The organism is Kosakonia arachidis (assembly GCF_900116535.1).
Taxonomy (GTDB): domain Bacteria; phylum Pseudomonadota; class Gammaproteobacteria; order Enterobacterales; family Enterobacteriaceae; genus Kosakonia; species Kosakonia arachidis.
Window position 1 is genome coordinate 89,644 of record NZ_FPAU01000006.1, and the last position, 22,742, is coordinate 112,385.

A 22,742-nucleotide genomic window follows, 5' to 3' on the forward strand; every position below is an offset into this window, starting at 1 on the left:
TTCTGTAAGGCGATAGCCTGAAGAATGCCCATGCCGGAATATCTCTGCTTACCCACCACAAGTAAAAGGAGACAAACCGTGGCCAGCTTTTGTTGACCACTACAATCAGAAATGCCGCTGTTTGCGGCTGACCTCTGGCTCCGGTGTCCCCAGATCGGCCTGCTTCAGGGTAAAGACCATCTGCTCTTCGGTGAATCGTGATTTTTCACTGGTCCCCCCTCCGTTCAGGGAGTGTAGATCATGCAGGTATTCTGTTTCTGAATGGTGCAAGATTTCTGGTCAGGGTGATCAAAGTAAACTGTTACCTTAAGGTAAAGTTAAGGGGCATGCAGGTCTGAAAATATATAGGCTTAATTACAAGGATAGCGATACACCATATTTTGAGGCCTATCACATAATTGGTATATATTTTTCACGGATGATATATCGATAGTCTGCTATGCGCCGTTATACACTGATTATTTTGACTATTTCAATAATTGCCGCGCGTTTCTGCCGATAAAAATAATTAAACATTTAACCCACCAAGGCGATAAGAGATAAGTAATCAATGCACTTTTTCTAAATTGTATCTGGTGCTTCTTTTGATGTATGTAATGAAAGCAAAATATATAGCCTCATAAATTCGTCCTAACTTTAGACTCCGTAAAAAATTTAGTTTTTCAAAAACGGTGAGGATATGTCATATATGTCGATAAAAAGCTTGTTAGCCGCAGCATTGCGCCGGAGTCGTTCCCGGCCAGCGAATGGTATTTATGATTGCCGGAATATGCCCAGGTCGTTATCGGCAGCAGGCTTAAGTAATAAATCCCGTGGGATCCTGATGACATTTGTTCCGCCTAATGCCGATTATTCAAACGTCAGTCGGGCATGGCAACAATTATCCTCTCCCGACTTAACCGTGCTCACCCTTTCTTCCAGTGGCGTGTTGAGTAGCAGCGGCCGCGAAACGACTTATTGTGACGGCGCTGGGCAACAGGGCAGTTGGCTGTTACTGCCCGAATCACTGGTTGCACAGCACGAAGTACATATCGTTGATTTACATGTGAAAGATATGCATACCGCTCCGGATCGAATCAAGGCGATTCAGCTGGAGCTCGAAAGGTTGCAGGTACGTATGCCGCTCTCCTCAGAGAAAACTTTCGCTATGGTTTACTGTGACGGGCTCTCTGCATCAGAAGGCTTTTTGATGCAGGCCTGGTATAACTGCGGTCGTTTCCCCTGCCTTGCTATTGGCGGTTCGGCAGGAGGAAAACTAGCTTTCGATGGTACCTGGATAAGCGTGGGCGGTGAGGTAATGCAGGGAAAAGCAGTGATTATCTTTTGCACCATGTCGAGAGGGAAATCATTCGCTCCTTTCAAAAGCCAGAATTTTAAACCGTGCACTAAAAGCTGGCTGATTGCTCAGGCGGATCCGGTCGCCCGAACCGTCACGTCCGTGTTTAACGAACAGGGTCAGCAGATTCATTTTACGAGCGCGCTGGCAGAACATTTACGCTGTAATGAGCAACAATTAACCGAAAAACTTAAAGGGCTCACCTTCGGCGTGAAAGTAGGAGATGAATACTTCATTCGCTCTGTCTCGGCCATTGACAGTAACGGTGTGCACTTTTTTTGCGACCTTGAATTTGGTGATCGCCTGCATTTGCTCGAAGAAACTGATTTTAAACAGGCGACACAGCAGGACTGGAATCATTTCATTACGGGGCTTGGTAAACCTGCGGCCGTCCTGATGAACGACTGTATTCTGCGTCGTCTGGGCAGTGAGTCTCATCTGCATAACGCACACTTTTTTAAAGGCTTACCTGCTGCAGGATTTTCCAGCTTTGGGGAAATTCTTGGGGTGCCAATTAACCAGACGTTATCCGCATTGGTTTTTTTCAACCATGATGTGAAAGCAATGACGAATTTCCCGGTGGAATATGCCAGCTATGCGGGGCACTATGCCCAGCGTGCGCTTCGTCGTTGGGAAGCGCTGAATGATTTCCAGAGTGGTGTAATTTCTCGCGTGGTCGCTTATCAACAAAAACTGGGCCCGCTAATGACGGCATTACCGATGCTCGAAGCAGCGACCCAGACGCAGAATGAAACCTTGGGGATGGCGGAAAACAGTATTCGCTCTATCAGCGATATTGCTATCCAAAGCCAACAGGCGCAGAACCGTTTAGTTGAAGGGTTGGACGATCTGGAGAAAATATCTGCAGGTATTAATGAAATTACCAGTGGTATCAGTAACATTGCATTTCAGACAAACTTACTGGCGCTCAATGCCGCTGTAGAAGCTGCGCGGGCTGGTGACGCCGGGCGTGGTTTTGCCGTTGTTGCAAGCGAAGTGCGGCGGTTGGCACGTTCTTCGAAAGAACAGGCGGATGCCACCGCCGCAAACATTAATCAGGCGGTCACCACGATTTCACGCATCCGCAACGTTGCGAACAATACCGTGGAAACGGCCAGCAACATGGCACAGCACTCAATTTCCGCAGCTGATACGATTGCGACTATGAGCAGTAAAACCAATGATGAACGGGAAAGAATCGCCACACATCTAAGCAGCCTGCATGCCCTGACCGCAGGTATGGATGCCATGCAAGAAGCGGTTGCGCAACTGACAGTATTGCAGAAACTCTCCACCCGACACGACCATCACTGAAGGTCAAGCTCTGCTGATAAATCAGCAGAGCTTCTCTAATCGATTCTTATTGTTACCGCAAAGTTTAACACCCGGAAAGTGTCACGCGGTACGCCCTGGCTGATCATAATTTGCTCGCTGGGCATGTAACTGATGGTCTATACGCGTAGCAATTTAATGCTGGGAACATCGAAGAGATGAGAAAATAAATTCACTGTTTAAGCTGGGTAGGATCAGTCTGCTTAGAAAGCATTTGGGATTTCCCAAAAGGGAACGTCTTGCACTAACAGGCACTAGAGCAAACTTAAGTCCGCGTAAGAGCGGACTTTTTTGTTCTCACCCTTAAACCATTTCATGGGATGGGGAGGTGGTGATTGATCCTGTAAGGCGATAGCCTGAAGAATGCCCATGCCGGAATATCTCTGCTTACCCACCACAAGTAAAAGGAGACAAACCGTGGCCAGCTTTTGTTGACCACTTCAGCTAAAGTCGTGGCGATTTCGAGTGAGTCAACCATTCTGTTAGTATCCTGGCCAAACGAGATTGTTTAATATTAATACCGAGAGAGCGGCCATTCTTGACCGTATCTCGAATGAGATACATACTTAAGGAGAACTGACACCAGGAGGAATACGATGGCTGCTCAAACATCCATGCTACACATCCGTGTAGACGACAAGCTGAAGGCCGATGCGACCGAAAAGCTCGCTAATGTTGGTTTATCCGTCTCGGATGCCGTGCGAATTTTCCTGACTCGCGTCACTAAAGAAGGCGGTTTGCCTGCGGGACTGACAACTGACCCGGAAGCCCATGACAAATGGTTCCGCGCTAAGGTGCTTGAAGCTTTGACGGACAGCCAGCCAGGAGTGCCACATCAGCAGGTAATGGACGAGGCGCAAGCCCTTATCGACAGGAAGCGCCGTGCCCGAGGTTGAATGGTCGCAATCGGCCCGAGCTGACCTATTGGCAATCGTCGATTATATCTCAGATGACAATCCTGATGCCGCTCAATGGCTGAAAGATGATATCGAGGCCAGGGTAGCCAAGCTTCCGGAACATCAGAAGCTCTATCGAGGAGGTCGGATAGAGGGCACGCGGGAAATGGTCGTCCGGACAAACTACATTGTTGTATACACGGAAGACTCTTTTGCTGTGCGTATCCTGCGTGTGCTGCACGCAGCGCAACAGTGGCCACCAGCTCAGGAGTGAGAGGCATGATCATGTTGATCTTATTAGCAAAAACGATCAGCCGGGTTCATTAAATATGAACAATGAGGTGAGTTCGATGTGCAGGGCGGTGGCGAGGGTATAAAGCACTTCCAGTGTTGGGTTGCGGGTGCCACGTTCGATGCCGCTGATATAAGTGCGATCAAGCCCGCATTTGTCGGCAAAACTTTCCTGCGAAAGCCCTGCCTCCATGCGCAGCGTTCTAACACGTTGTCCCAGCAGAACTTTGATATCTTCGGTATTTTTCATACCTACAGCATTATTTTTTGATGACTATAAGTCCACGGACTATTAGTCACAATTCTAAAGTGTTGTGCTATCATGTGACTTATAGTCAACATGAAAAGGAGAATCACCATGGAATATCAGGACTGGCATAAAGCAGATATCATTGCGGGTTTAAGGAAAAAGGGAACATCGTTGGCGGCGCTTTCTCGTGAGTCGGGGCTGGCTTCATCCACGCTCGCCAATGCCTTAACCCGGCACTGGCCGAAAGGGGAGCGGTTAATTGCCGAAGCGTTGGAGACTTGGCCAGAAGCAATCTGGCCGTCGCGTTATCAGAAGCTTAGAGCCAGGGAGTGTGCGCGCGAAGAGCAGGGCACATAAACGGTGAAGCGTTAAACGGTAGTGACCCGTTTCAGGTCATTACCGTTTACTCAATACATCCATTTCTCAATGTTGTTATCGCGCAGGTTGTCGCTGATGCTGGCATTGCCGCTGTATTCATATGCCTGAAGTTCGCCGATGGTAGTGGTCAATAAACTGCGACATAAACCCGTGCTTTATGAATCGTATGCTGATAAACACTTGCAACGGTTCTGGATAAACTAACCCGCACAGAGTAAGAGCGGGATAGTTTTATTTATGAACTGTTTGAATAATATCGAAGCTGTCGCCTTTTTGTACGACCTGGAAGGCTGAGACATAGGCTTTTCGTGTGGTTTTTTTATCCTCACCATCTACTCTTATATTCACTTCGATCTGAGTCAGATACTCTTGGCCCGTTTTAAACTTAAATTCACTTGGTAGAATACAAAAAAGCCCAGATTCTGGTTGCTTGTCAGAGGGATAAATGACCTGTTCTAAGGGTTTTTCAGTGTTATAAGTGATTGCTGAAACCACAGTTTCATTAATATGGATTGGTAAGGAAAGGCATACATCGTTATTTCTCATATGAGCAGGAACAACTGTTTCTTTAGTATATCTATGCTCCAGGTTGTCACCCAGCGTGCAACCGCTCAGAAGAATGATTAATGAGATTACGGATTTGTTTAATATGGTCATTTGAATGGAAACCCTTCAAGAACTTTTTGATAATTTGCATTAAGCTGATCGTCTATCGGCCCCACATAGGAAACTTCACGATCTTCACCTCTTCTTCCCAACCAAAGCTTAAGCCCGAATTTACACAGTAAAAAGTAATCAGCGATGATCTGTGCTTGCTGTTCTAATCTGTAGTCAAGTAGCTTTTTATTGTTCTCAAACGAATATTCGTAGCTAATAAAACCACTGACAAGACCTCTCATTCTGACCTATACACCGCTTTGATACTGCCAGACATGTGACATTTCATGGATAAAAAGATGTTGATATTGAAATGAATTGGTCGAAAAATCTTCACAATACCAGTCCCGGAAATAAAGTTCGCCGTTAGGACTCATCGCAGTATTCCTTCCCTGAAGCTTGAATGGAAAGTAACTGGCATGGTGGATCCAGACGCGTGGATAAGCTATGGAGCTTCCGAAAATCGTTCTCGCTAACGCTATTTCTCCAGGGGTCAGGAGCCTTAAACTACCTTCAGTATCACTCACGTATTCCTCCATGATTATTTCACTTTCAATGTGTTATGGAAAATTTTTTGGTCCAGACTGTTACTGGGGAAACATATCTGTATGTTTAAACACCATAGATTTTAGCAAAAATAAAAAATTTGCACTCTGGATGACCGGCTCTCTGACATCTATGTCTATGGGTTGTGCCAGAACGATGGGCACGGGGTGTTCAAGGTAGGCCTCTACGCAGGCGCGCCACCACGCTAGTGGTGGAAATTAGCTGTTAATTACGCGGATCGGTCAAGAACATAACATCACGATTGAGCACTACGTAAAAGAAATCCTGAAACGTCTCGCTACGAGCTGAGCGAGCCCCTAAGACTCTGAGCTTCGGAAAAGGCTGTTTGAAATCTGGAAAGCTGATCGCGTATTTCTCTCAATGCGAATGGTAGTCACAACAGATGATGCTTTAATGGGTGACGTTTTATTGTTCGATATCTATAATGAACGAATCGAACGATTCAGACGAAAAGGATGATAGTGATGTACTCATTGACCGCGAACGAAGCAAAAACCCAATTTGGTGACATGCTATTAAAAGCGCAGCGAGAACCCGTGCAGATCAGTCGCAACGGTAAGCCGGTGGCGGTGGTCGTCTCAGCAGAAGACTACCAGGAAATTGAAGCGATGAAGTTGCAATTGTTGCAGGCGAAAATTCAACGTGCTCGCAGTGACATTACCATTGGCAATACTGTTGATGGTGACGCGTTTTTCGCTGAATTGCTGGATACGGATAAAGACTAATAGACTAATGGGATAGGCCCTAAATGGCAGCATACAAGCTCACGGATGAGGCTCAGCGTGATCTGCGAGAGATCCGCGATTACACGCTCAGTAACTTTGGCAAACAACAGTCCCGGGATTACCTGGCAAATATGCGGCAGATGCTGGAAAAAATAGCCGGAATGCCAACGATGGGTCAAAAAAGAGAAGAAGAACCTGGTGGCGGTATCTACAGTTTTCCCTGTGACAGCCATATGATTTATTACATTGTCGATCGCCAGGGCATCGTTGTTCTTGCTGTATTACATCAAAGCCGGGTTCCCGTTCATCATTTGGCTGAAAGACTATCGAAATCCCTCTGAATTCATCTATTTCCCTCACTAACCCCTCGTATTTAGTGGCTTTTCTTTGGTCGAGGTAAGGGGTAATGTCTGGGCTGATACCGCCAAAAAACCACCAACCGACAAGGCAAACGCCATGTTTAAACGTCTCCTTTCTGCCATTAGCGGCAAAAAAACGCCGGAAGCCGAAGCCCATGCAGCTGAACCACCGCAACATGACGAGCTGATCGTGGCGTACGATGCCTACGGACGTGAGTTGCAGATCCCGCGCAGTGAGTGGCGTGAGAAGGTTTTCCTGCCGTCGCTGGAAGAGAAACGCAATGATCCCGCCGAACTCTATCAGGCGATTCTCGGCGGTCTGAACGATGGTTTTGCAGCGGATTTGATCCCCGCCGCCGAACGTCTGGTGGAGATTGACGATATTCCCGAGCGCAGCCACACCCTTCAGGGTATCGTGCTGATGAAAAATGGCGAGCTGGCGGCGGCGGAAAATACGCTGCGGGCGGGCATCGCCAAAGTGGGCGAAACCGGCACATTGCTGACCAATTTAGCCAAAGTATTTGCCGGGCGCGGTGAAGAGCAGCGTGCGGAAGAGACATTGTGGCAGGCGATTCAGGCCGATCCGAATCAGGACAACGGCCTGTTATGGTGGGTGAGCATTCAAGAGGAGCGTGGCGGCGAAAACGCCTATGTTGCAGCGCTGAAAACCGCATCGGCATTGCCCGGTAGCTGGCGCGCGCAGTTATGGCTGGCGCGTTATTATCTGGAACACCAGGATATTGCCGCTGCCCGTGCGCTCTACGAGCAAGTACTCAGTACCGGTCTGTATGACGGCAGCGCGCTGATGATGATTTCCGGCGATCTCGGCAATAACGGGCAGATCGCGCTGATCGCCGAACTGGTAGCTCCGGTGTATGACGAACAGCGCCACGAGCCGATGGTCGGTCTTAATCTGCTGCGTGCCTGGCAGGCGCTGGGCAATGTCGAGGAGGGCGAAAAGCTGCTGGCGCGGATGTACGCGCTGGGGTATATGCCGCTGAAGCAGCATCTTGATGAATTCGCCAAAGCCTTTCAGGAGATGCAGAAGCACGCTGCTACCCCGACGCCTGCTGATGTTTCCGAACTGAAGTTCAGCACACAGTCGCTTACTCAACCGATCTGGCATTACGGCCTCTGCAATGCCAACTGGCTGTTTGTGCAGAAGCCGGAAGAGTCGCCGACTGTCGGTTTCTTTGCAATGTCGAAACGCGACGATGGCCCGGAGCGCAGCGAAGCACAACGCGAGGATGATATTGGCCGTCTGGCGCGGGCGATCCCGCTCTATCTTGCCGAAGCAGCGCACTACTGGAGCGACTATGCCAGTCGTTTCTATGTACAGGTGGTGGAAGGCGGCGGGCCGGTACTGATTGGTGGTGAAATGGACGGCAACGCGCTGTTCGATATCGTCCCACCAGCCATGAACTACTTTGTTACGGGGACTGTGGGTTGCAGCGGGGAAGGGGAACAGCGCGAGTGGCACATCACGTTGAGCCTCTGGGACTGCGCAACGCGCACGAAAAAAGTCAGCGAAGCGGGCCGCAGCAAACAGGCTGAACTGGGCACGCGGGTGCTCGATCTTGAACAGCGTCTGCTCGCTGCGATCGGTCTGACGCGCCAGCAACCGCTGGATGGGTTTTATCTGCGCCCGTCTGCGGAGGAGATGGATATTTATCTGGGCGAACTGGCGCAGGCGTTCACGCTAACGCTGGTGGTAAATAAAACCACACCGCGCGAGGCGATGTGGGGCGAGCGGGCGATGCTTGACTGGCCGCTGCATATGGCGCTTCAGTGGCCACAGGTTGAGGTGCCAAAGCTGATGTATCTCTCCGGGCTGGGAAAAGCGTTTGATTATCACTCGGAGGCGCTGGCCGAGTACCAAAGCCGCACGCTGGAGTTGCTGCGCGAAGCCGAACGCAATAACAGCCCGGCTGCGCTTCTTGCACCGCTGGTGTGGAAAATCTTCGGCATGGACGAGAAATTTGCCGCGCACCGGAAAAATTTGTCCGCAGACGAGGGGAGTGCGTATCGCGACTGGCTGGCGCGTGTCGCGGAGAAGCCGTTATTTGCGGCAGTCTCGGAAGGCGTTGAGAAATCTAAGGGGCAATAAATGGCCAATAAATTACGCGTGTTCATTAGCAGCACGATGAAGGATCTGCGCAACGAGCGGCAGGAAGTGGTCGATCGGTTAAATTTTCTCGGTTTTGAGCCAGTGAATGCCGAAGAGTTTAGCCCAAACGGGCAGACCAGTTGGGAAGTGATTGAGCCGAAAATCCGCGATTGTCACCTGTTTGTTCTGCTGCTTGGCGACAGTTACGGTTGGGAGCCTGACAGCGGTTATGGCGGTGGTGAGGGGAAATCCGTCACGCATCTTGAATATGATGCTGCTCGCGCGCTGAATATTCCCGTGTTGCCCTTTATGAAAAAGCTGGACTATGGCAGTAAAGAGGACAAGCTGCGGGATGCATTTCGCACGGCGGTGGCTGCGTGGGATGGGGGGCATTTTCGCGCTGAGTTTGATTTGGCGAAGGATCTTGCTGATAAAGTGGCGAAGGCACTGGTAGCTTTCTGTTCCGAGACTGCACTGAAAGAGCTGCTGAGCCTGCGCGATGGACAGTTAACGCCGCCCCATGCCGCTGTGCAATCAGCCGAACCACTGCCAGTGCATGACGATGATAAATGGGTGCTTCTCGGCGGTGCAGGGCTGTCGATATCTGCTGGTTACCCGACTGCGAACCTGATTATCAGTAGCCTTGCTGCGCAACTCTGGCCAGATGTTGCAGCCAGTGATATTTACACCCGCTATTCGTTTGACGAAGTGGCAGGGTATTACGAAAGCCAGCGCGGGCGCGATGCGTTGCTGCAGGATGTTAAAGCCTTACTCGACACGCCGCAGAAGGTCTGGCCGACCGAGGCTCATTTTGAAGCAGTGAAGAAGTTCAAAACTATCCTCACCACCAACTACGATCAACTCTTCGAACTTGCCTGCATGACAAGTGGTATTCCGTATGTGGTGATCACGCCGTCCGATCCGAAACCGCCGGAAAAGGGCAAAGTCTCGATCATTAAGCTAAGTGGCACTATCTCCGAACTGGAAAGTCTGCGGCTTACGGCGAAGGATCTCCAGGAAGTGATGGCCAATGAGGCATTCTTTAGGATGCTCAAACAGAGCCTCGCGGGTCGCAAAGTCGTGGTTGTCGGACATGCTTTGCGCGATGCTCATGTGTTAAAGGCGCTGACCGAATCCGGAATCTCCGGACCAGGCCTCTACGTGAGCCCTAATCCGGGACCTGCGGCGGATATCACTCTGCACCGCTTTAACCTGCAAGTGAAACCCCAGAAAGCCGATGCGTTTCTTGCCAGCTTCAATCCCGACGTCGTGATGTAAACGCCATAAGGCGTAATGTGTCCCTTTATCGTCAGCAATATTCACCGATTTGCTGGCGATTTTTTTGCAGCGTCTAAAGGACATGCAAAAGCCCACGCGTCTGAGCGTGTACAAAAAAACGGGTTAAATCTTAGCGTTGTGCGGTGGGATCGATAGTCTGGCTGATTTGTTGCGACTGGACTTTATCCTGATGATGATACCAGGCACCAATGGTGGAATAGATGAAACGGCCGAAGAAAAAGAGAAAGCTGATGAGAAGTACGATACGGGTCATGCGACTGTCAAATCGATGTCGTTTTCGCATACTGGTTGCCTGACTCACTGTGGTTCCTTTAGGAATACCCGATTAACGGGCGACAAGGCTATTAAGGCACAGTCTCCGGGGAAGGTCAAATAAGCCTGCAGTTCGTAAAAATATGATTTTATTTATATATTAAAAATCAAATGGTTACGTTGAAAATATAAAATCAAAAATACAGATAAATTACATAGAAATAAAACTCGCTGATGTATTTTTTGATTTATATCAATTTTTACTGGCCGTGCAAAACGAAAATTTCTCCCTGTTATTCAACGGGTGTTTTCCCCTTGTGCCTTATTGAAAGTGAAGAGATACCCAGCACGGCTGTCGCGCTGGGTATCGATTATCTACAGGGTTATATGATGGGTAAACCCGCTCCGCTGGTGACGCTGGCCGAAGAGTCAGCGGAGGGCGGCTCAGGCCGCCACTTCCGGAGCCTGTTCTTCTTCGATTTTTAACCGCCAGCCCGTGACCGCTTCCCAGTATTCCTGCTCTTTTTCCAGATCCAGCAATACCAACGCATTCTGGTTGAACCAGCCATGCGGGAAGCGCAGCGTCCAGTGATTCTCATCGGTTTTCAGAAACAGCGTCGGCGGAGTCGTAGTCGCCTGACGCTGATTATTCAGTAGCACGCCGAGGCGCAGTAACTGAACCAGCGGCAAAAATTGCTTCTTCTTGAAGAGCGTAAAACGCGGCAGCTCGTCCAGTTTGATCGCTTTACGATGATAGCGAACCAGGGTCGCCATCATCAGTTGCTGTTCCTGATTGAAACCGGGCAAGTTGCTGTTTTGCAGAATGTAGGCCGAATGGCGATGCAGACCGCTGTGGTTGATGTTCAGCCCTACTTCATGCAGCATCGCCGCCCACTTCAGCAACGCCGCCAGTTGCGGGTTGTTGAGCCTGGGATTTTGCGCCTGCCACTGATCATACATCTGCGTGGTGGTTTCCAGCACGCGACGCGCCTGCTCGCGGTCAATATTGTACTGGCTGGCGAGGCTTTGCGCCGTACGGCTGCGAATGTCCTGATGACGGAAGCGGCCTTCCATTTCATACAGCACGCCTTCACGCAGCGCGCCGTCGGAGAGACGCAGCTCGCGGATCGCCAGCGCATCAAACACGCCGCACAGAATCGCGAGACCCGGCACGAACACCGCTTTACGCTCCTCAGAAAGCCCTGGCAGGCTCAGTTCGCTGAAGTTTTTATACTTCAGCACTTCATCGACCAGTTTTTCCAGCCGCTCCGGAGTAATAAACCCGTCTTTCTCGCCTGAGGCGATCAGCACTTCATTCGCCGCTTTGATACTGCCAGAGGCACCCAGTGCCACATTCCAGCCCTGGATGCGGAACTGCCAGGCCAGCGACTCCAGTTTTTGTGTGGCAGAAATGCGCGCCCGGCGGAAGTTTTCACCATTGATGGTGCCACCGGGGAAGTATATCTGTGCAAAGCTGACGCAGCCCATGCGACGGCTTTCAACCAGCTTCGGTTCGAAATCTTCACCGATGACCAGCTCCGTTGAACCGCCACCGATATCGATCACCAGCTTGCGGCCTTTCTCCGGCTGTGTATGCTCCACGCCCATAAAAATCAGTCGCGCTTCTTCGTTGCCCGGAATGATTTCAATAGGGTAGGGGATCACTTTTTCGGCGCGTTTGAGAAACTCCGCGGCGTTCAGCGCCTGGCGTAACGTATGCGTGCCTACGATGCAGACGCTGGAGGGATCGAACCCTTGCAGGCGCTCGGCAAACAGCGACAGGCAGGCCAGCCCGCGCTCCATTGCCTCTTCGCTCAGCATGTTATTGCTGTCCAGACCATCCGCCAGATGCACACGCTGCTTTAGGCGGCCGATGATTTGCATCGCCCCGTCCACCACGCGTGCAATCACCATATGGAAACTGTTGGAACCCAGGTCGACCGCGGCGAACTCCTCCGGTCGGGGCATCTTTTCTTGTATCGGCATAGATTAATCTGGCTGCTCGAGTGATTTGATGTAATCGTAAATCGCCAACTGTGCACGTACTTTGCGACGATTGCCGCGCGGCACGTAGCGATTGCTCAGTTCTTTATCAATGTACCGGGCTTTTACCGTATCACTGAACAGAATGTCAATAATATCCAGAACGCGTTGTTTCAGCCGGGGATCGAGCAGCGGTGCCGCCACTTCGATACGGTAATCGATATTACGGGTCATCCAGTCAGCGGAAGAGAGCCAGACTCGCTTATCACCGCCGTTCTCAAAAATATAGATGCGATCGTGCTCAAGGTAACGGTCAACGATACTAGTTACGCGAATATTTTCGCTGATGCCTTCAAGCTCCGGGATCAACGAACACATACCACGCACCAGCAGATTCACCGGCACGCCGGAACTGGAAGCAGCATAGAGGCGATCCACCAGCCCTTTGTCCACCAGGTTGTTCAGCTTCAGCGTAATGCCGGAAGGCTGTCCATTCTGCGCGTTGGCGATCTCGGCATCGATCATGTCATACAGCAGGCGGCGCGAGTTTTGCGGCGACACCAGCAGGTAATCGAAATTCACCGGGCGATACGGGTTCTCAATAAAGTTAAACACCCGGCGCACTTCATTGGTAATGCGCGCATCGGCCGTAATTAGCGAGTAGTCAGTATACAGCCGCGCGGTTTTCTCGTTAAAGTTGCCGGTACCGATGTGCGCATAGCGCACCACTTCTTCACCTTCCATGCGGGAGATGAGGAACAGCTTGGCGTGAATTTTTAATCCCGGAGCCGAGAAGATCACCTGCACGCCCGCTTCCGTCAGCCGTTTCGCCCAGTGGATGTTGGCTTCTTCATCGAAACGCGCTTGCAACTCCACCACCACGGTCACTTTTTTGCCGTTATGCGCCGCATGGATCATCGAATCAATAATGCGTGAATCTTTCGCTACGCGATAAATATTGATTTTAATCGCCAGTACGCTCGGGTCGAACGACGCCTGACGCAGCAGTTCCAGTACGTGCTCAAAGGTATGATAGGGGTAATAGAGCAGCACATCGCGTTCGCGAACAGCATCGAAACCGTTGCGGAATTTGTCAAACGAGAGATGGCGCAGACGCGGCAGTGGTTTGTTGACGAGGTTGGCTTTGCCGACATTCGGGAAGCCAATAAAGTCCTTAAAGTTGTGGTAACGCCCGCCGGGAATAATAGAGTCATAACGGGAAATATTCAGCTTTTCGCGCAGCGTTTCCACCATGGCATCGGGCATATCGCGCTGGTAAACAAAGCGCACCGGTTCGGCGGTCAGACGCTGTTTCAGGCTCGACGACATCAGCTCCATCAGGCTCGATTCCATCTCATGCACCAGATCGTATTCGGCATCACGGGTCATCTTCATCGAATAGGCATTTAGCGAATCGTAATCGAAGAAGCCTTTAAAGATGTCATCCAGGCAGTAGCGCAGAATGTTATCCAGCAAGATCATCGGCTTACGGCGACGTGGCGCTTCCGGCGGCAGATTCACGAAACGCGGTACTTTGTCCGATGGGATCTCCAGCAAGGCGTAACGAGTATCGTTACCACGGATGATCTCGACTGCCAGATAGGTGTAATCGTCTTTTAAGAACCGCACCAGGTTGGTTTCGCGGTTTATCAACGTCGGTGTAATGTGCTGGCGCAGATACTGCTTGAAGTAGTTGCGTAGCCAGACTTGCTGATTTTGCGACAGTTGCCGCTCGTTGATCAGAAAGATTTGGTTGCGCGCCATCTCCAGCAGCAGTTCGTTATACAGGCTGTCGAACTCCTGGTCGGCCTTCAGTACGCGGGCCTGAATTTTGCCCAGCAGATAACGTGAGTTGGTGGTGGTGCCTTGCTCTTCGCTGATGATCAACCGGCGTTTCAGCTCGGCAAAACGCACTTTATAAAATTCATCGAGGTTATTGGAATAGATACCCAAAAAACGCATGCGCTCGATTAACGGGTTACTTTTGTCTGCCGCTTCCTGGAGAACACGTTCGTTGAAGCACAACCAGCTTAGTTCTTTTTCGAGATATAACTTTTCCTGACCCATTCCTGTTTACACTCCGGTTCTTACTCGGGACACAGCAATGCCTTCTCGCTCTTACGGTATCCGCGCCTGACAGGTGAACGTTGCTGGCGTTCCATCGCATAACACAACTTATTATGGCGAGCTTAGCCCTAAGATGTCCAACTGTGCCAAAAAAGTATGACAGTAATCTTTTTTTCGACTTAAGGTGATGAAAATACTGTGGGGATCAGAATACATTGGCGCGTTTGACGCCGGATAAGCATCGCGCCATCCGGCAGCAGAATAACAGATGGGGATGACTATTCGTCAGCCGCATAACCCTCGGGGGGTAAACAAACGCCATCCAACCACGCGCTGTTATCTTTCATACTCAGGCGGCCATCGACGAACCAACTCACTACCAGCGGATAAATCGCGTGTTCCTGCGTCTGTACGCGCTCAGCGATCTCTTCTTCCGTGTCGCCGTCAAACACCGGGACTTTGGCCTGCAAAATGACCGGGCCGCCATCCAACTCTTCCGTCACAAAATGCACGCTGGTGCCGTGTACTTCGTCGCCATTTTCCAGCACCTGGCGGTGCGTGTTCAGGCCTGGGTATTTCGGCAGCAGGGAAGGGTGAATATTCAGCAGACGTCCAGCGTAATGAGTAACAAACGCCGGGCTGAGGATGCGCATGTAACCTGCAAGCACCACGACATCCGGCGCGTAGGCGTCAATTTCATGCATCAGTTCACGATCGAAGGCATCGCGGCTGGCAAACTGCGAGGCTAGAAGGGTATGCGCAGGAATTGCGGCTTCCCGCGCACGTTCAAGGCCGAACGCGTCGGCCTTGTTACTGAATACTGCCCGCAGGGTGCCGTTGATCTTCTTCTCTTTGCAGGCATCGATAATCGCCTGCAAATTGCTTCCGTTACCGGAAATCAGCACCACAATGTTTTTCATTCAATGACCACACGCTCACTGGAATCGGATGCCTTGATGATACCGATTTTCCACGCGTTTTCACCTTTAGCGTTGAGCAGAGCGATGGCTTTATCCGCTTGCGCGGCAGGCAGCGCAATAACCATACCAACGCCACAGTTGAAGGTGCGGTACATCTCATGGCGGCTAACGTTACCGGCGCTTTGCAGCCAGTTAAAGACTGCCGGCCACTGCCAGGAAGATTCGTCGATAACTGCCTGTGTGTTTTCCGGCAGCACGCGCGGGATATTTTCCCAGAAACCGCCGCCCGTCAGATGAGCGATAGCGTGTACATCAACGTTTTCAATCAGTTCCAGCACCGATTTTACGTAAATACGCGTCGGTTCCAGCAGGTGATCGGCCAGCGGTTTGCCTTCCAGTTGGGTGGTCAGCGGATCGCAGCCACTCACTTCAATCACTTTACGCACCAGCGAATAACCGTTGGAGTGCGGACCGCTGGAGGCCAGCGCGACCAGCACGTCGCCATCGGCCACTTTGGAGCCATCGATAATTTCGGCTTTCTCTACCACGCCTACGCAGAAACCGGCCACGTCATAATCTTCACCGTGATACATGCCTGGCATCTCTGCAGTTTCGCCGCCAACCAGCGCACAACCGGATTGCAGGCAGCCTTCGGCGATGCCATTGATCACGCTGGCGGCGGTATCCACGTCCAGCTTACCGGTGGCGTAATAATCGAGGAAGAACAGCGGCTCAGCGCCCTGTACCACCAGGTCGTTCACACACATGGCGACCAGGTCAATACCGATGGTGTCATGACGTTTCAGATCCATTGCCAGACGCAGCTTGGTGCCAACGCCATCAGTGCCGGAAACCAGTACCGGTTCACGATATTTTTGCGGCAGAGCGCACAGCGCGCCGAAGCCGCCCAGACCGCCCATGACTTCAGGACGGCGGGTCTTCTTCACCACGCCTTTGATTCGGTCAACCAGAGCATTGCCTGCATCAATATCAACACCGGCATCTTTATAGCTGAGAGAGGTTTTATCGGTCACTGCTTCAGTCCCCACGCGTTTTCTTGCGGTAGAAATAAAATTCGGCGCAATTCTAGCAGCCCAGGCAAACGTTTGCGAGCCTATTATTGCCGGGCGTGCCTTCTAAGTTCCGATATACTATTTTCCAGCCTGATTGATCGCGATCAAGCGGCTATCTGTAGCGCAATGGAAAAAAAGCGGTATAATCCGGCGATTTTTTTTGTGGCTGCCACCTGTCAGGGGAAAGGAGAAGAGTATGAAGGTCGTGGAAGTTAAACATCCACTCGTCAAACACAAGCTTGGTTTGATGCGTGAAAACGATATCAGCACCAAACGCTTTCGTGAACTCGCCTCAGAAGTGGGCAGCCTGCTGACCTATGAAGCAACGGCTGACCTCGAAACCGAAAAAGTGACCATCGAAGGCTGGAACGGCCCGGTACAGGTTGATCAGATCAAAGGTAAAAAAATTACCGTGGTGCCTATTCTGCGTGCCGGGTTGGGCATGATGGACGGTGTGCTGGAGCATGTGCCGAGTGCGCGCATCAGCGTGGTGGGTATCTACCGTGATGAAAAAACGCTGGAGCCGGTGCCGTACTTCCAGAAACTGGTGTCCAACATCGACGAGCGCATGGCACTGGTGGTTGACCCGATGCTGGCGACCGGTGGTTCAATGATCGCCACTATCGATTTGCTGAAAAAAGCGGGCTGCCACAGTATCAAAGTTCTGGTGCTGGTTGCTGCGCCGGAAGGTCTGGCGGCACTGGAGAAAGCTCATCCGGACGTCGAGCTGTATACCGCGGCAATCGATAAGGGCCTCAATGAGCACGGCTACATTATTCCGGGCCTCGGCGACGCTGGCGACAAAATCTTTGGTACGAAATAACGCATTACAAATCGAAAGCCGACTTTGATAGTCGGCTTTTTTTTGGATTCATAAACTGCCCGCCGCAAAGGTCGGGGAGATAAAAAACAACACTCAGAGGAAAAACATTATGACGCGCCGTGCTATCGGGGTGAGTGAAAGACCGCCGCTTTTGCAGACGATCCCGCTTAGTTTGCAGCACCTGTTTGCCATGTTTGGCGCGACCGTGCTGGTGCCAATCCTGTTTCACATTAACCCGGCCACCGTGCTGCTGTTTAATGGTATCGGGACGCTGATTTATCTCTTCATCTGTAAGGGGAAAATTCCGGCTTATCTCGGTTCCAGCTTTGCGTTTATCTCGCCGGTGTTGCTGCTGTTGCCGCTCGGCTATGAAGTGGCGCTGGGTGGTTTCATTATGTGCGGGGTGTTGTTCTGTATCGTCTCTTTTATTGTTAAGAAAGCCGGTACCGGCTGGCTGGATGTGATGTTCCCGCCTGCGGCAATGGGCGCTATCGTGGCGGTTATCGGTCTGGAACTGGCGGGTGTGGCAGCGAATATGGCTGGTCTGCTGCCCGCTGACGGCCAGAACGCGGATAGCAAAACGGTGATCATTTCGATGGTCACGCTGGGCGTAACGGTGTTTGGTTCGGTGCTATTCCGTGGCTTTATGGCGATTATCCCGATCCTCATCGGCGTGCTCGCGGGCTATGCGCTCTCCTTCGTCATGGGCGTTGTGGATACCACGCCGATCGCGCAGGCACATTGGTTTGCGTTACCGACTTTCTATACTCCGCGTTTCGAATGGTTTGCGATTTTCACCATTCTGCCCGCGGCGCTGGTGGTTATTGCTGAGCATGTGGGACATCTGGTGGTAACAGCGAATATCATCAAAAAAGATCTGATCCGCGATCCGGGCCTGCATCGTTCGATGTTTGCTAACGGTTTCTCAACGATTATTTCCGGCTTCTTTGGTTCCACGCCGAATACCACGTACGGTGAAAACATCGGTGTAATGGCCATTACCCGCGTTTACAGCACCTGGGTTATTGGCGGCGCGGCTATCATCGCGATCCTGCTCTCCTGCGTCGGTAAACTTGCTGCGGCGATCCAGATAATCCCGGTTCCGGTCATGGGCGGCGTATCATTACTGCTGTACGGCGTGATTGGCGCATCCGGTATTCGCGTATTGATTGAATCGAAAGTCGATTACAGCAAAGCGCAAAACCTGATCCTCACTTCCGTTATCCTGATCATCGGCGTCAGTGGCGCGAAAGTGCATATCGGCGCGGCGGAACTGAAAGGCATGGCGCTGGCGACCATCGTTGGCGTCTGTCTGAGCCTGATCTTCAAACTGATTAGCGTACTGCGCCCGGAAGAAGTAGTGCTGGACGCGCAGGATAACGACGCTGCGAAAGGTTAATGCCTGCCGTTTGAACCGGGTTTCGCGCCCGGTTCAAACCTTGCCATATTTTATGGTAAACTCACTGTGTTTTTTGTAAGCCCTGTTGAGGTCCCTCTGAACACACCGGCACAGCTCTCTTTGCCATTATATTTACCCGATGATGAAACCTTCGCGAGTTTCTGGCCGGGTGATAACCCCTCTTTACTGGCGGCGTTGCAAAACGTTCTGCGCCAGGCACACAGCGGATACATCTATTTCTGGTCGCGTGAAGGCGCCGGGCGCAGCCATTTGCTGCATGCCGCCTGCGCGGAGCTCTCCAGGCGCGGTGATGCCGTTGGCTATGTGCCGCTGGATAAGCGCACCTGGTTTGTACCGGAAGTACTGGAGGGCATGGAGCAGCTCTCGCTGGTGTGTATCGATAATATCGAGTGCATTGCCGGTGACGAGCCGTGGGAGATGGCGATCTTCAACCTCTATAACCGTATTCTCGAACAAGGTAAAACCCGTCTGCTGATCACCGGCGATCGTCCGCCGCGCCAGTTAAATCTTGGGTTACCTGATCTTGCTTCGCGGCTGGACTGGGGACAGATCTACAAACTGCAACCGCTCTCCGATGAAGACAAGTTACAGGCGCTGCAACTGCGTGCGCGCATTCGTGGTTTTGAGTTGCCGGAAGATGTGTGCCGTTTTCTGCTCAAACGGCTGGACAGAGAAATGCGTACGCTGTTTGATACTCTCGATGTGTTGGATCACGCATCCATTACCGCCCAGCGCAAGCTGACCATCCCGTTTGTGAAAGATATTCTCAAGTTATAAATCATGGCCGGATGGCGGCGACTTCTTATCCGGTTCGTGCGGTTTTGTCGGCCCGGTAAGCGTAGCGCCACCGGGCAATCAAATTTAACCGATAATTTCTAAAACCTGCTCTGGCGGACGGCCAATCCGTGCCTGGCCGTTGGTCATCACAATCGGGCGCTCAATCAACTTCGGGTTATCCACCAGCGCCTGCACCAATTCCTGTTCGGTTAATTTGTTATCACCGAGATTCAGAGATTTATACAGATCCTCTTTCGTGCGCATCAGTTCCCGCGCACTGGACATGCCGAGCATTTGCAATAGTTGTTTGATAGTTGCCGCATCCGGCGGCGTCTCCAGATAGAGCACCACCTGCGGCTCAATGCCGTTCTCTTTCAGCAAGTTCAGGGTTTCACGGCTCTTTGAGCAGCGAGGGTTGTGGTAGATTTGCACCGTGTCTGACATCTCTTCTCCTTGTTACATCTTCTGATACGGTTTGAAGATCTGCTGCAACTGGCGCAGTTGATCAATACGCGCATCATAACGCGCCTGTTGCAGGCTGCCGAGTTTCACCTGCGAACTGGCGCTGCTCAACAGAGTGATGGCTTGATCCAGTTTGCCTACCAGCGCCAGACCCTCCGCACGGGCGGCCAGCTCCTGGTCGCGATTGCCGAGCCTGGCTTCCGCCTGCGCCAGCAGATCCCAGCCATTAACATCATCTTTATAGGTAAAGGTGTAGCGGTTGAGGATCCTCGCTGTTTCCGCTGGTTGTCCGCCTTCCAGGTAGGCGTTCGCCAGGTTGAGCTGCAACACCGGGTTGGTTTTTAGTTCGCTGGCGGCGTTCAGGCGCTTAATCGCATCGGCGCTTTTGTTCTGCCCCAAATCGATATCGGTCGCCAGGTCGAGATACCAGGCGTTATTCGGATCAGCGCTCAGCAACGGTTGCAACGCTTTCGCCGCTTCAGGGAATTTTTTCGCTTCCATTGCCTGCAAGGCGCGACCATATTGTGCGGCACGCTGTTCGCGCACATTACCTTTAGACCAGCCATCCAGCAGATCATCGGTCAGTTGGTTACGCCCGGAGTTATACATGCCGAGTGCTCTGACTTTCGCCATATAGAACGCTTCCGAGGACTGAACCACCACTGGTCGCATCTGGTTGGCGCGGTTACGTGCATCGGCAAGGCGGCTTTCCGGTAACGGGTGCGTCAGCAGCATTTCTGGCGGACGTGTCGAATAGCGCGACTGATCGAGCAGTTTTTCGAGGAACGTCGGCATCGCCTGCGGGTCGAAACCGGAACGTTGCAGCACCTGGATACCGATACGATCCGCTTCCTGTTCATTCTGTTGGGTAAAGCTGATCAGGCCTTGTTGCGTACCCGCGAGCGTCCCGGTAAGCGCCGCCATCCCTGCCTGCGGGCTGGCCATTGCTAACAGGATTGAACCCAGGGCGCCAGCCCAGGTGAGCGGAGCGCTGCGTTTTTGATCTTCCATCGCGCGTGCCAGGTGGCGCTGCGTGACGTGGGAAATTTCGTGCGCCATCACCGAGGCGAGCTGGCTCTCGTTATCCGTGTAACGGAAAAGCGCAGAGTGCAACACGACATTGCCGCCGAAAAAGGCGAAGGCGTTGATTTCGTCGTTATTGACGAGATAAAAGTGAAACGGGGTTTTTACGGAGTAAGCATGCGCCACCAGCCGCATGCCCAGCGCATTAATGTACTGCACCAGCAGTGGATCGTTAATCAGCGGAGCACTGCCGCGCAGCTGGCGCACATAGTAGTCGCCCATTTGCATCTCCTGACCAATGGAGAGCGTACTGCCAGCGGACGTGCCCATGTCTGGCAGGTTATCTGCCGAATCGGCCCATGCCGGAATAACCGTACCTGCCGCCAGTGTAGCGATAAGGGTTGCGACCAGCGTTCGTTTCAACTGCCTGAACATAACCTCACCTGTATATTTGGAAACACTTGTATGAGCAGATTTTTTCTTGCTTCATTTCGGTAAACGCCTGGCAAGTTTAGCGGTCTTCGCCACGAAAAAACATCCCAAACGGTCGCATGTTATGTTTCTCGTAAAGCGTACGAAAAGCGAAGTCTTTTTTGTGACATTTAGATACAATTCCACTTCTTGCCCCTTAGCCCACAAGGCTCATGAAGGAATGTTATGCTTGAAATGTTGATGCAGTGGTATCGCCGTCGCTTCAGCGACCCGGAGGCGATTGCGCTGCTGGTCATTCTGCTCGCCGGATTCTGTATCCTCTTCTTTTTTAGCGGTCTGCTTGCGCCGTTGCTGGTGGCGCTGGTTATTGCTTACCTACTGGAGTGGCCAACCGTTCGCCTGGAAAGAGTCGGCTGTTCGCGCAATTGGGCGGCGTCGATTGTGCTGGTGTTGTTTGTCGGCATTCTGCTGGTGATGGCCTTTGTGGTGATGCCAGTGGCCTGGCAGCAGGGGATTTACCTGATCCGCGACATGCCCGGCATGTTGAGCAAACTCTCTGATTTCGCCGCCACGCTGCCACGTCGTTATCCGGCGCTAATGGATGCAGGCATCATTGATGCGATGGCGGAAAATATGCGCTCGCGCATGCAGACAATGGGCGACTCGGTGGTGAAATATTCCCTCGCTTCACTGGTCGGGCTATTGACGCTGGCGGTCTATCTGGTGCTGGTGCCGCTGATGGTCTTTTTCCTCGTCAAAGATAAAGAGCAGATGCTTAACGCCGTGCGCCGCGTCTTGCCGCGCAATCGCGGGCTGGCCGGGCAGGTGTGGAAGGAGATGAACCAGCAGATCACTAACTATATTCGCGGCAAAGTGCTGGAGATGATTGTCGTCGGCATCGCTACCTGGATTGGTTTCATTCTGTTTGGCCTTAACTATTCGCTGTTGATGGCGGTGTTGGTCGGTTTCTCGGTGCTGATCCCTTACATTGGCGCTTTTGTTGTTACCATTCCGGTGGTCGGCGTGGCGCTGTTCCAGTTTGGCCTCGGCACTGAGTTCTGGAGCTGCTTTGCGGTATATCTGATTATTCAGGCGCTGGACGGCAACTTGCTGGTGCCGGTGCTGTTCTCCGAGGCGGTAAACCTGCACCCGCTGGTGATCATTCTGTCGGTGATTATTTTCGGCGGGCTATGGGGTTTTTGGGGCGTTTTCTTTGCCATTCCGCTCGCCACGCTGATTCAGGCGGTGATCCATGCCTGGCCGGATTCGCCTGCCATTGAAGAGTAGCGCCACCGGGCGGCGCACGCGCTGCC

Annotated in this window: 24 protein-coding genes; 13 read left to right on the top strand and 11 right to left on the bottom strand. The window is 51.9% G+C overall.

The features are described from left to right. The first annotated feature begins 688 nt into the window (after positions 1–688). From BM427_RS19730 to BM427_RS19740, 3 genes are all read left to right on the top strand, one after another. The gene (locus BM427_RS19730) at positions 689–2,650 is read left to right on the top strand and encodes a methyl-accepting chemotaxis protein (RefSeq protein ID WP_425280054.1); all 1,962 of its coding nucleotides are present in this window, start codon (positions 689–691) and stop codon (positions 2,648–2,650) included. Positions 2,651–3,264: 614 nt separating this feature from the next. Then, positions 3,265–3,564 (top strand): type II toxin-antitoxin system RelB/DinJ family antitoxin, encoded by a 300-nt coding sequence (locus BM427_RS19735; protein ID WP_090124637.1) that lies wholly within the window; start codon positions 3,265–3,267, stop codon positions 3,562–3,564. Continuing rightward, positions 3,551–3,838, top strand: a complete 288-nt coding sequence (locus tag BM427_RS19740; protein WP_090124640.1) for a type II toxin-antitoxin system RelE/ParE family toxin — start codon at positions 3,551–3,553, stop codon at positions 3,836–3,838. Before BM427_RS19735 ends, BM427_RS19740 begins: the two co-directional genes overlap by 14 nt. 36 nt (positions 3,839–3,874) lie before the next feature. Here the strand turns inward: BM427_RS19740 and BM427_RS19745 are convergent, their stop codons facing one another. Continuing rightward, on the bottom strand, positions 3,875–4,105 hold the full coding sequence (locus BM427_RS19745) for a helix-turn-helix domain-containing protein (RefSeq protein WP_090124643.1): 231 nt from the start codon (positions 4,103–4,105) through the stop codon (positions 3,875–3,877). A gap of 108 nt (positions 4,106–4,213) precedes the next feature. Between BM427_RS19745 and BM427_RS19750 the strand changes: the two genes are divergently transcribed. Beyond that, positions 4,214–4,462 (top strand): helix-turn-helix domain-containing protein, encoded by a 249-nt coding sequence (locus tag BM427_RS19750; RefSeq protein WP_090124647.1) that lies wholly within the window; start codon positions 4,214–4,216, stop codon positions 4,460–4,462. 252 nt (positions 4,463–4,714) lie between these two features. On the opposite strand, the gene BM427_RS19755 is transcribed toward BM427_RS19750, so the two are convergent. Genes BM427_RS19755 through BM427_RS26115 form a run of 3 tightly spaced genes read right to left on the bottom strand, consistent with a single transcriptional unit; the run spans position 4,715 to position 5,667 of the window. Next, positions 4,715–5,140, bottom strand: coding sequence for a putative T6SS immunity periplasmic lipoprotein (locus BM427_RS19755; RefSeq protein ID WP_090124650.1), 426 nt, complete (start codon positions 5,138–5,140; stop codon positions 4,715–4,717). Further along, positions 5,137–5,382 (bottom strand): hypothetical protein, encoded by a 246-nt coding sequence (locus BM427_RS26110; protein ID WP_244316558.1) that lies wholly within the window; start codon positions 5,380–5,382, stop codon positions 5,137–5,139. The genes BM427_RS19755 and BM427_RS26110 overlap by 4 nt, the downstream gene beginning before the upstream one ends. Before the next feature lie 6 nt (positions 5,383–5,388). Continuing rightward, positions 5,389–5,667: a hypothetical protein gene (locus BM427_RS26115; protein WP_244316559.1), complete on the bottom strand. Its 279-nt coding sequence runs from the start codon at positions 5,665–5,667 to the stop codon at positions 5,389–5,391. A gap of 504 nt (positions 5,668–6,171) precedes the next feature. Between BM427_RS26115 and BM427_RS19765 the strand changes: the two genes are divergently transcribed. The 4 genes from BM427_RS19765 to BM427_RS19780 all read left to right on the top strand — a co-directional run bounded on the left by BM427_RS19765 (position 6,172) and on the right by BM427_RS19780 (position 10,176). Further along, a complete protein-coding gene (locus BM427_RS19765; RefSeq protein ID WP_090124653.1) occupies positions 6,172–6,432 on the top strand; it encodes a type II toxin-antitoxin system Phd/YefM family antitoxin in 261 nt (86 codons plus the stop codon). Positions 6,433–6,455: 23 nt separating this feature from the next. Continuing rightward, a complete protein-coding gene (locus BM427_RS19770) occupies positions 6,456–6,773 on the top strand; it encodes a type II toxin-antitoxin system RelE/ParE family toxin (protein ID WP_090124656.1) in 318 nt (105 codons plus the stop codon). A 115-nt stretch (positions 6,774–6,888) separates the two neighbouring features. Beyond that, on the top strand, positions 6,889–8,898 hold the full coding sequence (locus BM427_RS19775; RefSeq protein ID WP_090124659.1) for a tetratricopeptide repeat protein: 2,010 nt from the start codon (positions 6,889–6,891) through the stop codon (positions 8,896–8,898). After that, positions 8,899–10,176, top strand: a complete 1,278-nt coding sequence (locus tag BM427_RS19780) for a DUF4062 domain-containing protein (protein ID WP_090124662.1) — start codon at positions 8,899–8,901, stop codon at positions 10,174–10,176. 130 nt (positions 10,177–10,306) lie between these two features. On the opposite strand, the gene BM427_RS19785 is transcribed toward BM427_RS19780, so the two are convergent. After that, the gene (locus BM427_RS19785) at positions 10,307–10,498 is read right to left on the bottom strand and encodes a YfgG family protein (RefSeq protein ID WP_090124665.1); all 192 of its coding nucleotides are present in this window, start codon (positions 10,496–10,498) and stop codon (positions 10,307–10,309) included. A 266-nt stretch (positions 10,499–10,764) separates the two neighbouring features. Here BM427_RS19785 and BM427_RS25755 point away from each other — a divergent pair, with 266 nt between their 5' ends. Continuing rightward, on the top strand, positions 10,765–10,935 hold the full coding sequence (locus BM427_RS25755) for a hypothetical protein (RefSeq protein WP_167518499.1): 171 nt from the start codon (positions 10,765–10,767) through the stop codon (positions 10,933–10,935). On the opposite strand, the gene ppx is transcribed toward BM427_RS25755, so the two are convergent. The 4 genes from ppx to purM all read right to left on the bottom strand — a co-directional run bounded on the left by ppx (position 10,894) and on the right by purM (position 16,453). Further along, positions 10,894–12,435: an exopolyphosphatase gene (gene ppx / locus BM427_RS19795; protein ID WP_090124671.1), complete on the bottom strand. Its 1,542-nt coding sequence runs from the start codon at positions 12,433–12,435 to the stop codon at positions 10,894–10,896. The genes BM427_RS25755 and ppx overlap by 42 nt on opposite strands. A 3-nt stretch (positions 12,436–12,438) precedes the next feature. Further along, positions 12,439–14,499, bottom strand: a complete 2,061-nt coding sequence (ppk1, locus tag BM427_RS19800) for a polyphosphate kinase 1 (protein WP_090124674.1) — start codon at positions 14,497–14,499, stop codon at positions 12,439–12,441. Positions 14,500–14,777: 278 nt separating this feature from the next. Continuing rightward, positions 14,778–15,419: a phosphoribosylglycinamide formyltransferase gene (gene purN / locus BM427_RS19805; RefSeq protein WP_090124679.1), complete on the bottom strand. Its 642-nt coding sequence runs from the start codon at positions 15,417–15,419 to the stop codon at positions 14,778–14,780. Continuing rightward, positions 15,416–16,453, bottom strand: coding sequence for a phosphoribosylformylglycinamidine cyclo-ligase (purM, locus tag BM427_RS19810; RefSeq protein WP_090125014.1), 1,038 nt, complete (start codon positions 16,451–16,453; stop codon positions 15,416–15,418). Before purM ends, purN begins: the two co-directional genes overlap by 4 nt. 235 nt (positions 16,454–16,688) lie before the next feature. Between purM and upp the strand changes: the two genes are divergently transcribed. The 3 genes from upp to BM427_RS19825 all read left to right on the top strand — a co-directional run bounded on the left by upp (position 16,689) and on the right by BM427_RS19825 (position 19,512). Then, positions 16,689–17,315 carry a uracil phosphoribosyltransferase gene (upp, locus tag BM427_RS19815; protein WP_090124682.1) on the top strand — a complete coding sequence of 209 codons (627 nt, stop codon included), beginning with the start codon at positions 16,689–16,691 and terminating at the stop codon, positions 17,313–17,315. 109 nt (positions 17,316–17,424) lie between these two features. Then, entirely contained in the window at positions 17,425–18,714 is a 1,290-nt protein-coding gene (gene uraA, locus BM427_RS19820) for a uracil permease (RefSeq protein ID WP_090124685.1), read from the top strand. Between the two features lie 96 nt (positions 18,715–18,810). Then, the gene (locus BM427_RS19825) at positions 18,811–19,512 is read left to right on the top strand and encodes a DnaA inactivator Hda (protein WP_217647357.1); all 702 of its coding nucleotides are present in this window, start codon (positions 18,811–18,813) and stop codon (positions 19,510–19,512) included. 84 nt (positions 19,513–19,596) lie between these two features. Here the strand turns inward: BM427_RS19825 and arsC are convergent, their stop codons facing one another. Further along, positions 19,597–19,956 carry an arsenate reductase (glutaredoxin) gene (arsC, locus tag BM427_RS19830; protein WP_090124690.1) on the bottom strand — a complete coding sequence of 120 codons (360 nt, stop codon included), beginning with the start codon at positions 19,954–19,956 and terminating at the stop codon, positions 19,597–19,599. A gap of 12 nt (positions 19,957–19,968) precedes the next feature. After that, the gene (gene bepA, locus BM427_RS19835) at positions 19,969–21,432 is read right to left on the bottom strand and encodes a beta-barrel assembly-enhancing protease (RefSeq protein ID WP_090124693.1); all 1,464 of its coding nucleotides are present in this window, start codon (positions 21,430–21,432) and stop codon (positions 19,969–19,971) included. 222 nt (positions 21,433–21,654) lie between these two features. Here bepA and BM427_RS19840 point away from each other — a divergent pair, with 222 nt between their 5' ends. Then, positions 21,655–22,716: an AI-2E family transporter gene (locus tag BM427_RS19840; protein WP_090124696.1), complete on the top strand. Its 1,062-nt coding sequence runs from the start codon at positions 21,655–21,657 to the stop codon at positions 22,714–22,716. The last annotated feature ends 26 nt before the right edge of the window (positions 22,717–22,742 follow it).

Bases quoted from the DNA above. Each gene is read 5' to 3' on its own strand.
- BM427_RS19730 (WP_425280054.1), top strand. From the start codon at position 689: ATGTCGATAAAAAGCTTGTTAGCCGCAGCATTGCGCCGGAGTCGTTCC.
- BM427_RS19735 (WP_090124637.1), top strand. From the start codon at position 3,265: ATGGCTGCTCAAACATCCATGCTACACATCCGTGTAGACGACAAGCTG.
- BM427_RS19745 (WP_090124643.1), bottom strand. From the start codon at position 4,105: ATGAAAAATACCGAAGATATCAAAGTTCTGCTGGGACAACGTGTTAGA.
- BM427_RS19750 (WP_090124647.1), top strand. From the start codon at position 4,214: ATGGAATATCAGGACTGGCATAAAGCAGATATCATTGCGGGTTTAAGG.
- BM427_RS19755 (WP_090124650.1), bottom strand. From the start codon at position 5,140: ATGACCATATTAAACAAATCCGTAATCTCATTAATCATTCTTCTGAGC.
- BM427_RS26110 (WP_244316558.1), bottom strand. From the start codon at position 5,382: ATGAGAGGTCTTGTCAGTGGTTTTATTAGCTACGAATATTCGTTTGAG.
- BM427_RS19765 (WP_090124653.1), top strand. From the start codon at position 6,172: ATGTACTCATTGACCGCGAACGAAGCAAAAACCCAATTTGGTGACATG.
- BM427_RS19770 (WP_090124656.1), top strand. From the start codon at position 6,456: ATGGCAGCATACAAGCTCACGGATGAGGCTCAGCGTGATCTGCGAGAG.
- BM427_RS19775 (WP_090124659.1), top strand. From the start codon at position 6,889: ATGTTTAAACGTCTCCTTTCTGCCATTAGCGGCAAAAAAACGCCGGAA.
- BM427_RS19780 (WP_090124662.1), top strand. From the start codon at position 8,899: ATGGCCAATAAATTACGCGTGTTCATTAGCAGCACGATGAAGGATCTG.
- ppx (WP_090124671.1), bottom strand. From the start codon at position 12,435: ATGCCGATACAAGAAAAGATGCCCCGACCGGAGGAGTTCGCCGCGGTC.
- ppk1 (WP_090124674.1), bottom strand. From the start codon at position 14,499: ATGGGTCAGGAAAAGTTATATCTCGAAAAAGAACTAAGCTGGTTGTGC.
- purN (WP_090124679.1), bottom strand. From the start codon at position 15,419: ATGAAAAACATTGTGGTGCTGATTTCCGGTAACGGAAGCAATTTGCAG.
- upp (WP_090124682.1), top strand. From the start codon at position 16,689: ATGAAGGTCGTGGAAGTTAAACATCCACTCGTCAAACACAAGCTTGGT.
- uraA (WP_090124685.1), top strand. From the start codon at position 17,425: ATGACGCGCCGTGCTATCGGGGTGAGTGAAAGACCGCCGCTTTTGCAG.
- arsC (WP_090124690.1), bottom strand. From the start codon at position 19,956: ATGTCAGACACGGTGCAAATCTACCACAACCCTCGCTGCTCAAAGAGC.
- bepA (WP_090124693.1), bottom strand. From the start codon at position 21,432: ATGTTCAGGCAGTTGAAACGAACGCTGGTCGCAACCCTTATCGCTACA.
- BM427_RS19840 (WP_090124696.1), top strand. From the start codon at position 21,655: ATGCTTGAAATGTTGATGCAGTGGTATCGCCGTCGCTTCAGCGACCCG.